Origin of the sequence: Rubrimonas cliftonensis, from assembly GCF_900107585.1 — a bacterium.
Lineage (GTDB): Bacteria > Pseudomonadota > Alphaproteobacteria > Rhodobacterales > Rhodobacteraceae > Rubrimonas > Rubrimonas cliftonensis.
Map to the genome: position 1 here is coordinate 1 of NZ_FNQM01000037.1, position 15,231 is coordinate 15,231.

General features: G+C 66.1%; 10 protein-coding genes and 2 pseudogenes. 5 read left to right on the forward strand and 7 right to left on the reverse strand.

Going from position 1 to position 15,231, the window contains the following annotated elements; genetic code table 11:
* On the reverse strand, nt 1–1,402 hold a 1,402-nt coding region (locus BLW43_RS23195), incomplete at its 3' end, for a calcium-binding protein (protein WP_139284188.1).
* 262 nt (nt 1,403–1,664) lie between these two features.
* Between BLW43_RS23195 and BLW43_RS21345 the strand changes: the two are divergent.
* Nucleotides 1,665–2,681: pseudogene (locus tag BLW43_RS21345) on the forward strand (transposase); the annotation flags it as partial.
* 22 nt (nt 2,682–2,703) lie between these two features.
* On the opposite strand, the gene BLW43_RS21350 reads toward BLW43_RS21345, so the two are convergent.
* Nucleotides 2,704–4,050: an IS5 family transposase gene (locus BLW43_RS21350; protein WP_093256630.1), complete on the reverse strand. Its 1,347-nt coding sequence runs from the start codon at nt 4,048–4,050 to the stop codon at nt 2,704–2,706.
* Nucleotides 4,051–4,161: 111 nt separating this feature from the next.
* Between BLW43_RS21350 and BLW43_RS21355 the strand changes: the two are divergent.
* A pseudogene (locus BLW43_RS21355) lies at nt 4,162–4,329 on the forward strand (IS6 family transposase); the annotation flags it as partial.
* A 185-nt stretch (nt 4,330–4,514) separates the two neighbouring features.
* Here the strand turns inward: BLW43_RS21355 and BLW43_RS21360 are convergent.
* Complete coding sequence (locus tag BLW43_RS21360) at nt 4,515–6,341, reverse strand: hypothetical protein (protein ID WP_139284189.1); 1,827 nt, start codon at nt 6,339–6,341, stop codon at nt 4,515–4,517.
* A 107-nt stretch (nt 6,342–6,448) separates the two neighbouring features.
* Nucleotides 6,449–8,494: a calcium-binding protein gene (locus BLW43_RS21365; protein WP_139284190.1), complete on the reverse strand. Its 2,046-nt coding sequence runs from the start codon at nt 8,492–8,494 to the stop codon at nt 6,449–6,451.
* A 341-nt stretch (nt 8,495–8,835) separates the two neighbouring features.
* Here BLW43_RS21365 and BLW43_RS21370 point away from each other — a divergent pair, with 341 nt between their 5' ends.
* The gene (locus BLW43_RS21370; protein WP_093256638.1) at nt 8,836–10,119 is read left to right on the forward strand and encodes an ISKra4 family transposase; all 1,284 of its coding nucleotides are present in this window, start codon (nt 8,836–8,838) and stop codon (nt 10,117–10,119) included.
* A 108-nt stretch (nt 10,120–10,227) separates the two neighbouring features.
* On the opposite strand, the gene BLW43_RS21375 is transcribed toward BLW43_RS21370, so the two are convergent.
* Both BLW43_RS21375 and BLW43_RS21380 read right to left on the reverse strand, forming a co-directional pair.
* Entirely contained in the window at nt 10,228–11,775 is a 1,548-nt protein-coding gene (locus BLW43_RS21375; protein WP_093256639.1) for a caspase family protein, read from the reverse strand.
* 116 nt (nt 11,776–11,891) lie between these two features.
* The gene (locus BLW43_RS21380) at nt 11,892–12,668 is read right to left on the reverse strand and encodes a DNA polymerase beta superfamily protein (protein ID WP_093256642.1); all 777 of its coding nucleotides are present in this window, start codon (nt 12,666–12,668) and stop codon (nt 11,892–11,894) included.
* A gap of 265 nt (nt 12,669–12,933) precedes the next feature.
* Here BLW43_RS21380 and BLW43_RS21385 point away from each other — a divergent pair, with 265 nt between their 5' ends.
* Both BLW43_RS21385 and BLW43_RS21390 read left to right on the forward strand, forming a co-directional pair.
* A complete protein-coding gene (locus BLW43_RS21385; RefSeq protein WP_093256645.1) occupies nt 12,934–13,251 on the forward strand; it encodes an H-NS histone family protein in 318 nt (105 codons plus the stop codon).
* 284 nt (nt 13,252–13,535) lie between these two features.
* The gene (locus BLW43_RS21390) at nt 13,536–14,462 is read left to right on the forward strand and encodes an alpha/beta hydrolase family protein (protein ID WP_175479048.1); all 927 of its coding nucleotides are present in this window, start codon (nt 13,536–13,538) and stop codon (nt 14,460–14,462) included.
* A 405-nt stretch (nt 14,463–14,867) separates the two neighbouring features.
* On the opposite strand, the gene BLW43_RS21395 is transcribed toward BLW43_RS21390, so the two are convergent.
* Nucleotides 14,868–15,231 (reverse strand): integrase core domain-containing protein (locus BLW43_RS21395; protein ID WP_139284191.1); only part of this gene is annotated, 364 nt, incomplete at its 5' end.

The following is a 15,231-nucleotide window of genomic DNA, read 5'->3' on the forward strand; positions in this document are numbered from 1 at the left end:
GTACGTCGGGGGTGTCGGCTTGCTCATCCACCCCGGCTATCACGCTGGATTCGCGACGTGAATCCCTCCGCCAGCCACCTTTGCGCAACATAGCCGCGTCGAAGTCTCCCCGGATCACATCGTCGCCCTCGCCGCCTGAGATGCTGTCCGCCCCGCGCCATCCCGAGAGGAAATCGTCTCCGGCGCCGCCGTCCATGTTGTCGTCGCCGCGGCCCGCCTTGAAGATGTCGTCTCCGCTTTGCCCGAACATCGCGTCGTCGCCGTCGCCCGATAGCGCGACGTCGTCGCCCGCGCCGCCCGATACCCGGTCGTCGCCACCGCCGCTCTTTAAGGTGTCGTCGCCGTCTCCGCCGCTCAGCCGATCGTCGCCGCCGGCGCCGATCAGCCTGTCGCGGCCGCCTCCACCCTCAAGGACGGACGCGAACTTTCCGCTCGCCGAGAACGTCTCGACGGAGATCAGCGTGTCGTCGCCGTCGCCGCCGATGAGGAAAGCACTCTCCGGGAAGGAGCCCCTGACGCTCAAGAGTCGGTCTCCGTCGTTCTCGGCGACAACGGTGTTGACGACGGCATCGTAGCCGACGCGGCCGTCCTCGACGCCATCGAGACGATCCAGAAGCGCGAGATCGTCCCTGGCGCCCGAGAAGAGAGCGGCGCGCGAACTGAACCGGGTATCATCTAAAAAGTATGTATTAATGGTGTGAACATATGCGATCTCAAGCGCGCCATCGTAATCAAAATCCTCAGCGGCACCAAAAATATGATCGACAGTCAAGCTCTCATACGGATCTGGCGACAAAAAATCATAAAATAGGAACCCGTTCATCCCGTCAATGTCTTCAATAGCAAGATTGGGCAAACCAGCTGGACCGCCGTAGATCAGGTAAGCGGATGGGAACGCGCTGCCTCTGTCCCTCAAGGAAGCATCTGCGCCGGGGACCAGCGTCAGCCGATCATCAAAACCGTCGCCGTCCACGTCAGCAACACCCGCTACAGTCGACAATGGCAAGGGAGCATTTTGAGACGTACGATTCTCAAATGGATCGTAGACCAACGTGCCGTCCGCTTCGACAACAGCATAGTGATAATCAAATGACTCAACAACGTCATAATTGAAGGGAGAAGCCAAAATAAAACCAAGCTCCTCTCGGGTACCGGCAACTATGTTATAAGCGAGAAGGTCGCTTATCTGAAGATTGGAAAACAGACTGATTTCGTTGAAAAGAGCGCCACCAAAACGGACTTCGAGGACATCGAAGATATCAGTCTCCGCATCATCGAAGGGAGAGTCGCTGCCTGGCTGCGCGCCCACTGCCTGACTGTGGCGCAAGATATCCGGCGCGCCGTCGCCGTTCAGATCGACGACAATTTCGTCACCAGCGATTTTCGCAAAAGCCATCGCCATCAACCCTTATGTTCACAATTGTTTTCTTAATCGAGGTTCAGCTTAGCATCTTAGCCCAAGCGGCGTGGGAGTAAAGCTGCGTCGCTCCGCCATTGAACGAAAGAAAGCTCACGCTCCCATGATTGTTCGGACCGCGCAGCGCCGACCATCCGGTGTGAACCGAGCGACAGCCGTTCTGCCGATTCTGTTGAAAAAGTCTGGTTACCGAATGGGGTAGGCCCTGATTCACTCGTTTCGAAGGGGGTGATGGAGGACGCTGGCGATGATGGGACCGCGGCAGGTGGCGCAGGGCGCGCTGTTCTACGAGTTCTCGCTGGAGCGCCATGTTCCCGACGACCATCTGCTGCGCGCCATCGACCGCGTGGTCGATCTCGGTGACGTGCGGGCGCAGCTTGCGACGTTCTACAGCGCCATCGGCCGGCCCCCGGTCGACCCCGAGCTGATGATCCGCATGCTGCTGGTGGGCTACTGCCTCGGCATCCGCTCGGAGTGGCGGCTGTGCGAGTAGGTCCATCTCAACCTCGCCTACCGGTGGTTCTGCCGCCTCGATCTGACGGACCCCGTGCCCCACCACAGCACGTTCTCCAAGAACAGCCACGACCGCTTCCGCGACAGCGATCTCCTGCGCCAGGTTTTCGAGACGACGGTGAAGGCCTGCATCGCGGCAGGGCCGTTCGGAGGCGAGCGCTTCGCGGTGGACGCCACCCTGATCGAGGCCGACGCCGGGCGGCGGAACATGGTCGGCCCTGACGAGTGGGACCCCGCCGCCGTCGATCCCGACGCCGCGCCGCGCGCGGTCCGCGAGCATCTCGCCGTTCTCGACGACGCCGCCTTCGGCGCGGCGAGCGATGCGCAGCCGAAGCGCGTCGCGCCATCGGATCCGGCCGCACAGTGGACCGGCGCGGGCGGCGGCCACGCCACCTTCGCCTACGCCGCGAGCTACCTCATCGACATCGACCACGGCATTCTTGTCGTCGCCGTGGCGACGCGCGCCATCCGCCAGGCCGAAACCGGCGCGGTGCGGACCATGATCGACCGCACTATGGACCGTTTCGGCCTCTACCCCGATCGGCTGATCGCCGACACCGCGTACGGCGCGGCGCCGATGCTGAACTGGCTGGTCGAGGGTGAGGAGGATCAGGCGACGATCCAGTGGATCGTCGTCCCGACGAACGGGATCGAGCCGCACATCCCCGTCTTCGACAAGTCCGCACGACGCGACGGAACCTTCGAGCGCAGCGACTTCACCTACGACCACCGCAGCGACACCTACACCTGCTAGGTCACTCTGAACAAAGCGATCAGGCTGCGGCGTAGGCGATCTGGCGGTCTCGCGGCGGCATGAGGACCGCGAGGATGATGTCGACGATGACGCGCAGAACCGCCCTGAGATGGGCGAGGATCTTGCGGATGTTGTGGCCACAGCCGCAGAGGACGGCGAAGAGGGCGTCGCCGAGGGTTCCCTTGAGTGCGCATCGGGCGAGCCTGCCGTCGGTCTTCATGTGGCCGATCTCTGGCTCGATGCTGCTGCGCCGTCGCAAGAGCTTCGCCAGCGCAGGCGTCAGGCCGCGGCGCGTCCCGCTGATCAGCACCTGGGGTCCGGCGACGCCGTGGCCGCGATAGCCGCGATCGACGACGACGCGGCTGGGCGCGTGGTCGGTGACGATGGCGACCTGCTCGAGCGCCTCGGCGAGGGTGTGGCCGTCGTAGGGGTTTCCCGGCATCGACCGCATGCCGACGACGAAGCCGCCGTCGACCGTCGTGGCTACGCTGACCTTGCAGCCGAACTCGTAGCGGACCCGGGCCTTGCCCTTCGAGATGCAGTCGACCGCCGGCTCGTGGAGCGCGTAGATCTTCCCTCCGCCCTTGGTGGGCTGGGACAGCAGGCGAGAGGTCAGCACCAGCGCGTCGCAGATGCGCTCGCGCAGCGGCCCCTCGGGGATGCCGGGCAGATGGCGGCGCAGGTCGCGCAGGACCCGGCCGGTGTAGCCCTTCAGCCTGCGCAGCGCCTTGCGCATCCGCTTGAATTGCTTGGCATGGGCGTAGCGGCCGACCTGAGCGGCGAGCCGCGGCGCCAGGCGCGCGTAGCTCTGGCGCAGCGTGACGCCGGCCTCGCTTGCGAGATCGACCAGCCGCGCCGGCGCCCGATCGTAGAGCCGGCTGTCGGTGGGGGGGGCGATGGCCTTTTCCATCACAGTCGTGTCGACCGCGACGGCGTCGAGCGCCTTGCGCTCCACGGCGCCGGACTTGCGCCCCGCCTCGATGGTCTTGGTGAGCAGCCACTCGACGCCCTCCTCGCCGATCCGCTTGCGCCATCGGACCAGCGAGCTCGGGTCGATCGGCGGGCGGTGCTGGAAGAACGTCTCGCCGGTGAAGTGCTGCCAGTACGGGTTCTCGGCCCAGCGCGCCACGACGGCCTCGTCCGACAGCCGGAACGCGTGCTGCAGATACAAGAGCCCGGCCACCAGTCGCGGCGAGGTCGCCGGCCGGCCTACCGCCGAGGGGAAGAAGCCCGCCCATTCGCGCTCGAAGAACTCCCAATCGATCAGCGCCGTCAGCGTCGCCAGCTCGTGGCGCATGTCGATCAAGTCCACAAGCCGGGGCCGCAGGAGATCGTCCTGCTCGGGAGGGCGCGGGCGATGTTTCATGCGGCGGACCGAAATTGCAGGGTTCCCATCTGAATCTTACGAAATCCTGCGGGCGCGGGCCACCAAAACGAACCCATTCTCAAGATAAATCAGATGCTTGGGCGTTGTTCAGGCCGAACCAAGTCGCCAAGGCAGGCGCAACGGTTTCTCTCCGCTCACGACCAGATCGGCGTCGTCTTCCGCCCCCGCCGCTATTGTCTATCCGCCACCTCTTGGCGTCATGCTCGAGCCGACGCATTCCGCCTCTGGGATGACTATGCCGCCGAACTGAAGGCCTGAAGCCCGAGCCCGAGCCCGAGCCCGAGCCCGCAGACAAGCGCGTCTTGGTTGCTGCAACTTGGCAATGCCTCATCAATGCCCATCATCGATACAGTTCATCTCGCGCCAATCCCCTTTTGCCTTTGCTTGGGAGTAGCGCGATATAAATGAATGAAGGATGATCGCCGCGTTGGCGGTATTACGCCTCACCCAAACAGCAGCACGTCGCCGTCGAAGGCGGCGGCGTCCAGCGCGCCGAAGCGCTGGGAGTTGACCAGGATCGAGCTGTCGCCCGCCTCGATCAGCACGTTGCCGCCGGGGGCGTCGGTGATAGTGAGATCCACCCGCGTCAGGCCCGAGCCGCGAAAGTCCAGCACGTCGGACTGGGTGAGGAAATCCAGCACGATGCGGTCGTGGCCCCATTCGGCCGTGTCGAACACGAACACGTCACGCCCCGGCCCGCCCTGCAGGCGGTCGTCGCCGGCGCCGCCGATCAGCGTATCGTCGTCGAGATTGCCGAGCAGGGTGTCGTTCCCGGCCCCACCGATCAGCATTTCGTCGCCGCGGAACGCAACGAGGATGTCGTCGCCCGCGCCGCCGTCCATCACGTCGTCGCCGCGGCCCGGCTTGATCGTGTCGTTCCCGTCGCCGCCGAGGATCGTGTCGTTGCCGTCGCCTGACAGAATGACGTCGGCCCCCGCCCCGCCATCGATGCTGTCGTTTCCGGCGCCACTCTTGACGGTGTCGTTCCCGTCGCCGCCCAGCACAGTATCCGCCCCGCTCCCCGACAGCGCGATGTCGTCGCCGGCGCCGAGGTCGATGGCGTCGTCGCCGGCCCCGGACTTCACCACGTCGTCGCCCGCAAGCGCGTCGATGACGTCGTCGCCGCTGCCGCCGGCAAGTCGATCGCCTGCCTCGCTTGGCGTCGTGATGGCGCCTGTGACAGCGCCAGGCGTTGGCGGTGCCGCCTCGTCGCCCGGCCCAGCGCTCCCGTCGCCGCCTGCGCCGCCATCCGGGAGGAGCGGTCCGTCGCTGTCTCCCGGCCCCGGCGCGGGATCAGGGTCGGCGCTGTCGACGGGCCCCGCAACCTCTGGCGCTCCCAGCCGCTCGACCATGCCGTTGTAGATCATTGCGGCCTCGGAGCCGAGTGCGGCGAGTTGGTCGGCGGTGAAGCTTGCAGCCGCCGCGCGCCATGCCTCGACCACAGAACCCGGAAGATCGATTACATCAGCATCAGTGCTCACACTTTCGCTGATGCGTACGGACTGAACGCCACGGTTGTGCGCCTCGGCTGATGCTGCGCCGAGGGTCGCCGAAAACGTGTCACCGGTTGTGTCGCGGAGAATCTGACGCAGGTCGGGCGGCAATGTCTCGAGAGCGGCGGTGTTGATCGTCATGATCTGGGCAGGCGTCCGCAGACCGAAGCCGCCGGGAAAGAGGGCGACCGTGTCCGCCGTCTGGATCAGAGCGCCAGCGGCTATTAGCCAAACCGGCGCGGCGACAGCGCCGACCGTTCCCATATTGAGCGCCGAAGCCAGCTCCACCGCCGGCAACGTGGCGACGCCGGCGCCAAGCGACTGGAAGAACTTGATCGGCGCGCCTGCCACGGTCTTTCCCGCGAATTCCTCCGGTGCGGCGCCGACGCCGCGCAGCGCCAGCTGGTTCGCCGGCCCGAGATTGGCGGCGAGCGGCGTGACCATATCGGCGTAGAACGTCTGCGCCACGCCGTCCCTGAACAGGCTCCACAAGGCGGTCGAGGCCTCAGCACCGGGTGCGGCGATGAAGGGCAGTTCAAAGACCTCGAGTTCCGGCGCCTTCCAGAACTCGACGGTATGCAAGCCGATCTCGGCGACGCCGGCTGCGACGGCGTCCGAGGTCTCCACGGCTGACACGAGCTCACCCGCAAAGAAGACCGAGATCCGCAGACGACCTTCGGACAGGGCCTCCACTTGATCCGCCCACTCGATGAGCGGCTGCCCGAGCGGCGTTCCCCGCGTCTCTTCGCTCACCATGCGAAAGGAAAATTCAATCACCACGTCACTCCTTCACGGCAATCTGCACTTTAGTGAGAAAATTCGAGATTCTTGAAAGGACAACCATTGTTGCGAGGGCGCCGCCGTTTACCGCAACGTCCGCCGCCTCACCCGAACAGCAAGACGTCACCGGCGAAGTCGGCGACGTTGAGTGGGCCGAAGCGGGCGGAGTTGACGAGGATCGAGCTGTCGCCGGCCTCGATCAGCACGTTGTCGCCGGCCTGGGTGATGCTGAGGTCAGCCAGCGCCAGCCCCGAGCCGCGGAAGTCCAGCGTGTCGGACTGGGGCAGGAAGTCGAGCACGATGCGGTCATGGCCCCATTCGGCCGCGTCGAACACGAAGACGTCGCGCCCCGGCCCGCCCTGCAGGCGGTCGTCGCCGGCCCCGCCGATCAGCGTGTCGTCGTCGAGATTGCCGAGCAGGGTGTCGTTCCCGGCCCCACCGATCAGCATTTCGTCGCCGCGGAACGCAACGAGGATGTCGTCGCCCGCGCCGCCGTCCATCACGTCGTCGCCGCGGCCCGGCTTGATGGTGTCGTTACCGTCGCCGCCGAGGATCGTGTCGTTGCCGTCGCCGGACAGGATGACGTCGTCGCCCGCGCCGCCGTCGATGCTGTCGTTTCCGGCGCCGCTCTTGACCGTGTCGTTCCCGTCGCCGCCCAGCACAGTATCCGCCCCGCTTCCCGACAGCGCGATGTCGTCGCCGGCGCCGAGGTCGATGGCGTCGTCGCCGGCCCCGGACTTCACCACGTCGTCGCCCGCAAGCGCGTCGATGACGTCGTCGCCGCTGCCGCCGGCAAGGCGATCATCACCCGCAGTGGCGGCGTCGCCGCCCCCCGTCTGCGAATCCGGGGCGACCGGCGACAGCGGAACCGGCGACGGTCCGCCATCGGTGGGGCCCGCATCGGTGGGGCCGTCACCCGTGGGGCCGTCACCCGTGGGGCCGCCCTGGTCGACCGGGTCTTGCGGCTGGGGCTGGTCGGGCTCGGGGGTCGGAGGCGGAACCGCGGCCGGATCCGGCGAGCCTGCCTCCGCAAAGACGGCGAGCGGCGCGCTGACGCCGGGCGGCAGCCACAATCCCTCGCCGCTGATGACGCGATAGCCCGTGTCGAGGCCGTCCGGTGTGTCGACAAGCTGCGCGGACCCGGTCTGATTCCGCACCCTGACCATGGCGTAGCGGCCGTCATCGGAGATCGACAGAAGCGTGAGGCTGCGTTCCGGCGCGTCCGGCGCAACCACGGCGGTGCGGACGGCGCCTGCGACCACCCTGAACCCGAACAGTTCATCGATTTCATCACGATAAAAACTGTAGAGACCGCCATCAGAAACGAAGACTCCAGGCGATGTATTTTGGGTCTCCAGCACGATGCGAACGCCGCCGTCGAGACTGATCTTATGAGGTCCGAACGCCTGTCCACCAGAAAAACTGGAGATAACGTTCATCAATGCATGGGAGCCGTCGCCCGAAATGGTCGCGTCGGTAAAGAACCCGTTGCCGCTGGCAACCTGCGGATCGAGGAAATTTTTGACAAGGGCGGCGGCGCCCGCGGCGAGGTCGATGTAGGCCGATGGGCGCGACGAGCCGTCGATGATGATCCGGCCGCCGTCATCGGAGATCTCGGCGCGGTCATAGACCAGATCAGCGAACACCGTGGACCTGTCAGGCGGGAGCGGCGCCAGCAGCGCCCGCAGATCGGTGGTGGCGCCGGTGTCGAGGTCGCGCGCGACCAGAACCTGCGAGCCGGGCGACCCGGCCGACAGGCCGCTGATCACGGCTATGCGCCCGTCGCCTGACAGCGCCAGGGGGACGGCGCGCGTGTCGTCGAACGCGCCCGCAACCAGGCGCGGCGCGGCGTCCGCCAACCGGTCGACAGGCGTCTCGCCAAGGCGCACGACATACGCGTTCCAGTCTTCGTCGACATCTTCCTGCGCCAGAGATTCGCGCGTCCGGAACAGAAGCGTTCTTCCATCGTCGGAAATCAGCAGATCTTGTGATTCACTAGACGAGATTTCGTTGACAAGCACCCGCCGAACACCGGTTTCCAGATTCACCGCCATCAAAGAAGGCATAGTGATGAATACAGTATCCCTTGCGAGATACACGATCTCACCGACATCATCAGCAAAATGAATGATGTCTTCATCCCCGGACAAGCCAACTATCGGCTGCGAATTAATTATCATTAGAATGTATTTTCCTAAATAATTTGCAATTATCCAACAAACGTCTCTTTTATATAGAATAATTTATTCGATGTCTACCGATTTCTGATCAGCGGGCGGCGATCGACGAGTCCAGCTCGGCTCACGCTCAGCCGAACAGCAGCGCGTCGCCGTAGAAGGCCGCGGCGTCCAGCGGGCCGATGCGGGCGGCGCTGACCAGAACCGAACTTTCGCGCGCCTCGATCAGCACGTTGGCCCCGTCCGGAAGTGGGCAAAAGCTTTGGGTGGGAATCGGTGGTAGGCTGGGCTTGCGGCTGGAGAGGGTGCCTGGCATGGACGTGCGGATCTCAATCGAGACGATCTTCGAGGACGGCGAGGTCCGGCGGCATTCACTCGGCCGCCTCTCGCGCCCCTGCCGGATGACCGGTCCAGAAGCGTTCGGGCTGATGGTTGAGTACGCCAAGGCGATCCTGGAGCGTCTTCAGCGCGCGATCATCGACGATCAGCTCGAGGAGCTCGCCAAGGCGAGCCGGCCTTGTCCCGACTGCGGCTGCGTACGCCCTGTTCACGACTATCGACCCCGCACGCTCGATACGCTGTTCGGGCGGCTTCGCGTCCGGGCGCCGCGCATCCGGCTCTGTGATTGCTGGGACAGGACGACCGGCGGTCATGCCCGGTGCGTTTCTCCCCTGTCGGTGTTCTTCCCGGACCGCGCCACGCCCGAGATGCGGCGGTTGCAGACCGAGCTCGGCGCGCGCCATACTTTTCGGGAGGCTGCACGGCTGATGGAGACCTTTCCGCCCTGCGCCAGAACGCAGCACACGACGGCGCGGTACTGCCTCGGGCGGATCGCTGACGGGCTGGATGAGCGAGAGGACGCGGCTCCAAGCGAAAGCCGGGACGATGAAGCATCGCGCGGCCCGATCACCGTCTTCGTCGACGGCGCGCATATCCGGTGCCGGCCGGAGTACCAGCGGCGCCATCTCGATGTCGTCGTCAGCAAGATCGAAGGCACCGCGGCCGGATGGCGCCATGGCGATCCGCTGACCGTAATCTCCGATGGCGAGCCCGCGTCGCCGTCCCTCGTCAGAAACGCGGCGCGCGCTTCGATCATCCACATCCTCGACTGGTGGCATGTCTCGATGCGCGTGCAGCACGTCGAGACCACGGTGAAGGGTCTCGTGGAGACGCCAGGCTTCGAGGATTTGCCCTCACTCTTTCTGAAGCCCGCAGAGCACCTGCGATGGAACCTGTGGCGCGGCAAGATCCAGCTGGTCGGCATGTATCTTCAATGGTTGATCGTGGATTATCGGCGCGTGCGCGGCGACGCGACCGTGGCGGCGGCGGCCAAACGGGCAGAGGCGCGCTGCCTCGCGCTCTACACCTATCTGGCCAACAACATGGACGCCCTGATCGACTACGGCGCCCGGCATCGGCGCGGCTTGCCGGTTTCGAGATCACGCGCCGAAGGGTGCGTCGACGATATCGCGAACACGCGGATGGGAAAGCGGCGCCGAATGCGCTGGTCGCCGACGGGCGCCCATCGGGCAGCCGTCGCCAGGGTCGCCGTGCTCGATCGTCGCCTCACGATCTCGCACCGCACGACTGCGGCGTGACCCCCAGCTTCAGCCCACTCTCGGCCGTCGCGCTGGCCTGCGCGGCGACCTTTACCCTCACCCGTCCCGACGGCCCGCGCGAGACGCCGTGAGGCGGGCCGCTACCGGTCACTTCAGACGCAGGTTGTGCAGCCGATCGCCGTGCGCCACGCGAAACGTCCAGCCGAGGGAGTTGTCGGCGTTGATCCAGTAGTGCGTCCGACCGTCGCTGAAGATGGCCGCGCATTCCCGCCAGACGTCATGGCATAGGCGATCCTCCCCGACGCGCCATGTGAACGCCTCGCGCGAGATCTCCGTCTCGCCGGCCTTGCGCACCATCACGCCGCGCCCGTCGGCCGCGAAGTATGCGCCGAAACTCTGCGAGGCGCTTACGAATGTGGCGTTGCGCGCCAGCGCCTCGAGGGCCGCGCCCGATACGCGCCGCGCGGCGCCCGGCAGGCCCAGAGGCATCCCCTGCCGGTCAGCGCTCTCCGACGAGACGTAGCGCATGGTAAGCGCGCACTGACGCGGGCCGCGCGTTCCGGTGATGCGCGACTGCCCGCGCGTCATGTCTCCCGACAGGTCGATCGGCTTGCGGGCGTCCCAGACATACCACCCGCGCACGCGCATCTTTCCTTCCCTGTCGATCTCGTATGAGGTGTCCTCCCTGCCGTCGGGCTGCGTGCGTTGGGCGCGCCCGCCGATCACGTCGAGCCAATACGTGCTCTCGAAGCCAGGCGAGTCGCCCGCGGGTCCGCACTCCTCTCGCACTTCGTAGCGCCCGTCCCATGCCGTGCTCACCGCCTCCGCCGCCGCGCCGCCGAAACTGGTCGCCGCGACGAGCGACGAGGTCTCCCACGGCGTCTGCGCCCCGCCGGTGCGCGCCCGGACGATGTTGCGCACGGCGATGAACACGTCCTCGACGCGCATGCCCGGCCTGGACATGGCCTCGGCGAAGGCGGACGCGAACGGGCTGGCGCCGCCTGGCGGGCCGTCGAGCGCGACCGCCCCCGGCGCGGTCGAGAACGCCACCAGCGAACCCGGCGGCGCCACAAGCTGCGACAGGCCCGCCGAGAGCGAGCGCACGTCGGACGCGCCGCCCTCGACCGCGCGGCTGCGCTGGCCCGGCCCCTCGGCGGCGATGGCGAACGGATTGTCGCGGCAGGCGTCCAGCACCACGATGCGCGCCAGAATGCCCGTCTCGTCCAAGGCCGACAGAACGTCCTGCAGGGCGACAGCCTGCTGGCTGATGTCCTCGGCGCGGAGCACGCGCGCATCGGTCGGCATCAGATAGTTGTCGCCAGACAGCTGCACGCCGTGACCGGCGAAATACACTAGCGCGACGCCGCCGCGACGGGCGGCGACGTCGGCGAAGCCGTCCACCGCCGCCGACATCGCCTCACGCGTGAGATCGAGCTGCGGGCCGCCGCCATGTACCGCGTAGCCGGCGGCGGAAAGCGCTGCCGCGACGGCGCGGACGTCTGTCGCAGGGTTTGCGAGGGTCGGGAGGCCGGCATAGCCCCCGTTGCCGATCACCAGCGCCGTGCGCGGCGAGCCTGCGCCAATCTCCGCGTTGGATGCCGGCGACTCGGCGGGGGTCTGAGCGCACGACGACAGCGCAAACGCTCCGACAAGAAGCCGCATGGCCGCCACGAGGCCGATGCGTGTCGCCAGCATTCAAACTCCCCCCGGTTCACGGCCGCTTCGGCGATCTCGCCCGCCTCAGTGGACGCGCTGTTCGGCTTCGGCCTCGTAAAGGACCTTTATGCGATATTCGCCAAGTGGCGTTGCGTCTAATTTCCGAGTTGCCTGACTCTTCCCGCTAGACAAGTGTTTTCCGCCCCAAGTGTCGTCTGCGATCGCCCAAGCTGATCCTGCCCCTCGACACCACCAGCCGCCAAAGCCCATCCATGGCGACTGGGAGCCAGCCGCTCCGGCGCAAGCGCCAGTTCGGCGAACAACGCCTCGGCTTCCGCAAGCACGCCCGGGTCGACAACGGACGGGTCGAGCTGGATCTCTGCGAAGGCTATCTCCGCCTCGATCAATTCATCGAGCACCGCCAGCCTCGGTCCGAGGCCGTGTTCTCGGACGTCCCACTTCTGGCGGACGAGCAGATCGATGGCGGACGCGACACGCGGCGGCAGGGCGACGCCAGCGCCGAGGTCGCTCAGCGCCATCGGCGGCGGCGCTGCGGGCCGCAGCCGGAGCCAGCGCAGCGCTAGCGCCGACCGCAGCACGTAGAAGTACTTCTTCCGACTGACCTCGGCGCGCTCGGCGATGTGCTCGGCCCACTGTCGAGCAGCAAGCCGAAGATAGTGGTGACGACAGGCCGGAGCATGCAGCGTTCGACGGGCCAGCGCGAACAGCGCTGCGCAGACATCGGGCTGCCAGCGATAGCGGATCGGGCTCGACAACCACTCGAGAAGAACGGCATTCGGCTTCATTAGGAGCGCAAGGGCCTTGCGCAAATCCCAGCCGGCGATGTCCAAATCGTCTGCTATCGGTAATTCGATGACGTCGGATTGAGGCGTCAACCGAAGATTGCTGCGAACAGGACAGCCCATCACCATAGAGTGCCCCCTCCTCCCGAAAGCCGCCGGTCGCCGCGCGGATGGCCGACCCGAATGGACAGCCGTTGGCGCGGCTGGCGGAAGCGCGTCCAATCTCTGTACTCGCCAATCGGGAGGCGCACTATTGTTGCGCCGAAAGTCCCGGGTCTGCCGCCTGAATGAGGGACCATTCGGCTCCAATCCTTCCCAGACACAGGCAGCGGTCCTGATTGATTAGTTCGCCAAATCTCTGTAGCGAAGGCGTCTGAAATTATAGGGAGCTGAAATGTCTGATATCAACCTGACCGCCCTGTCACTCGCAGAACTTAAGAAGCTCGAGAAGGACGTTGGCAAGGCCATCGCGAATTTTGAGGAGCGGCAAAAGGCGGAGGCAAGGGCCGAGGCTGAGGCGGTCGCCAAGAAGTTCGGGTTCGTGCTTGGCGACCTGGTCGAGACCAGCGCTGCCAAGAAGAAGACTGTCCCCGAGGCGAAGTATCGCCATCCGGAAAATCCTCTCTTGACCTGGCGCGGCCGTGGCCGCAAGCCGGGATGGATCTCCGAGGGCTTGGCAGCTGGAAAGAAGCTTGAGGACTTCGCGATCTGAGGGAGCAACACGTCCGCTCGCTCTGACCATCCCCCGCGCCGCGGTACTCGCTCGCGCAAACGGCCAGTCGCATGGCGGAGGGCAGGGTGTTATCGGCTACCGCTCGGCCGAGCGTAGAGTATTTCATCAACTGCGGCGGCCCGCCTCGGTGGAGGACGACAGGGTCTCGGGTCTCGCACAGATGGCGGCCGAGGTCGCATCGTGGGATGCGCACGAACGGACACTCAGGAACCCAAAGCTTCGTGCGGTGGGCGGCGCGAAAGTCGGAACGCGGAGAGATGGAGATGCGGAGCGTCGCAGCGGCGTCATGTCTTGCGGTCCTCGCGTTCATCGCGCTGCCGGCCCTCGGCGCGGCCCGGAGCGCGCCGATCGACGGATGCCGACCGGTTGTCGCGCGACACCTGCCTTCCGACGAGCGTTCGATCGAGATCGACACGCCAGATGGCGTGATCCGGGGGACGCTCGCCGGGCCTCAGGGTGTGGCGCCCCGCGCGCTCGCGCTCCTGCTTCATGGCTACACCGGCTCGCGCAACGAGATTCCCTTGGCGAGCGGCGAAGGCATGTTCGCGAAAACGGCGCGCGCCTTCGCGACGCAAGGGATCGCGACGCTGCGGATCGACTTTATCGGCTCCGGGCTCAGCGATGGAGACTGGGCCGGCACGCTGTTCTCGACACAAGCGCGCGACGCGGTCCGAGCGGCGCGCGCGCTTCAGGCGGAGCACGTCGACAAAAACCTCGCGCTCGGCGTGCTGGGCTACAGCCAGGGAGGCCTTATCGCCCTCCGGGCGGCGGCCGCCTTCGACAGGATCGCGCTCTGGAACCCCGTGATCGATCCTATGGCGACCTACAGCGTCATCTTTGGCCGCGACACGATACTCGTGGCGGCGCAAGCGTCTGCTGCCGACGAAACAAGGTTCGTCATCCAAGAGACGCGGCTGCGGCCCGCGTTCTTCGCCGAACTGATCGAAGCGAGTCCGATGGACGACGCCGCTCGCACCGCGGCGCCCGTGCTGGTGGTGACTGGTCGGCGTGATCCGCTCGTCGCCGGCGGCGCTGCCCTTGCCGAACGCATGCGAGAGAAACGAAAGGCGGAGACCGTCATATTCGATGTGGACGCCGGCCATGATCTTGGTGCGGTCCATGAGCCGGCGCTGCTGGACGACGTGATCGCCTGCACGGCGGGCTTTCTGCTGGACAGCGCCGCTCGGTAGGCGACGCTCTTCCGCGCCACACTCATTCTCCCGGTTCCGGCCAGTCGCGTGGAGACCCGCCGGGCGCAGTAGGCGGCCATTCGCGCAGGCACCTGGAGTGGGGTCACCCTCGGCCGGCCGCCCTGCCGGGAAGGCGGCGGGTTCACGGTTCCGGTCGGTCGCAGGATTGTGCGTCTCGGGCGGGAAGCTATCCTTCGCGCGCCAGTCTGGCTCGACCTGCAATGTCGCTAAGGCTGTTTGCGGCGCCGCGTCAGTTCGCGGTAGAGCGCCTCGCGCGAGACGCCAAGTTCGGCGGCGAGATCTTGCCACGAACCCTTGGCCGGCAGGACATTCCCCTCACCGAGCCAGACACCGAGCCGATCTGCGACAGTGCGCAGTGATCCTGCCCCAGAAAAGTGGACGGGGTCAGGCCGCCATGCGCTCCATGTCGGCCGGTGAACGGTAGCCTATCCCGGAATGCAGGCGGCGTGAATTGTAGAAGCCCTCGATGTAGGCAAACAGGTCCCTTCGCGCCTCGGCACGGGTGGCGTAGACGCGATGGTGGATTCGCTCGACCTTGAGCGTGTGGAAGAAGCTCTCCATCGGCGCATTGTCGAGGCAGTTCCCTTTTCGGCTCATCGACGGCGTTATGCATGCCGCGGCAAGGGCTTTTCTGTATTCATCCGCTGCGTATTGCACCCCGCGCGCGCAAGCGCGCCTGTGATGGATGAGACCGGGTGCTGGCCGTTGGCGTTCCACGGCCATCGCCAGCGCCTCGAGCGCAATGTCG

Coding starts and splice junctions, on each gene's coding strand:
- BLW43_RS21390 (WP_175479048.1), top strand. CDS start 13,536: ATGCGGAGCGTCGCAGCGGCGTCATGTCTTGCGGTCCTCGCGTTCATC.
- BLW43_RS21375 (WP_093256639.1), bottom strand. CDS start 11,775: ATGCTGGCGACACGCATCGGCCTCGTGGCGGCCATGCGGCTTCTTGTC.
- BLW43_RS21350 (WP_093256630.1), bottom strand. CDS start 4,050: ATGAAACATCGCCCGCGCCCTCCCGAGCAGGACGATCTCCTGCGGCCC.
- BLW43_RS21385 (WP_093256645.1), top strand. CDS start 12,934: ATGTCTGATATCAACCTGACCGCCCTGTCACTCGCAGAACTTAAGAAG.
- BLW43_RS21380 (WP_093256642.1), bottom strand. CDS start 12,668: ATGGTGATGGGCTGTCCTGTTCGCAGCAATCTTCGGTTGACGCCTCAA.
- BLW43_RS21370 (WP_093256638.1), top strand. CDS start 8,836: ATGGACGTGCGGATCTCAATCGAGACGATCTTCGAGGACGGCGAGGTC.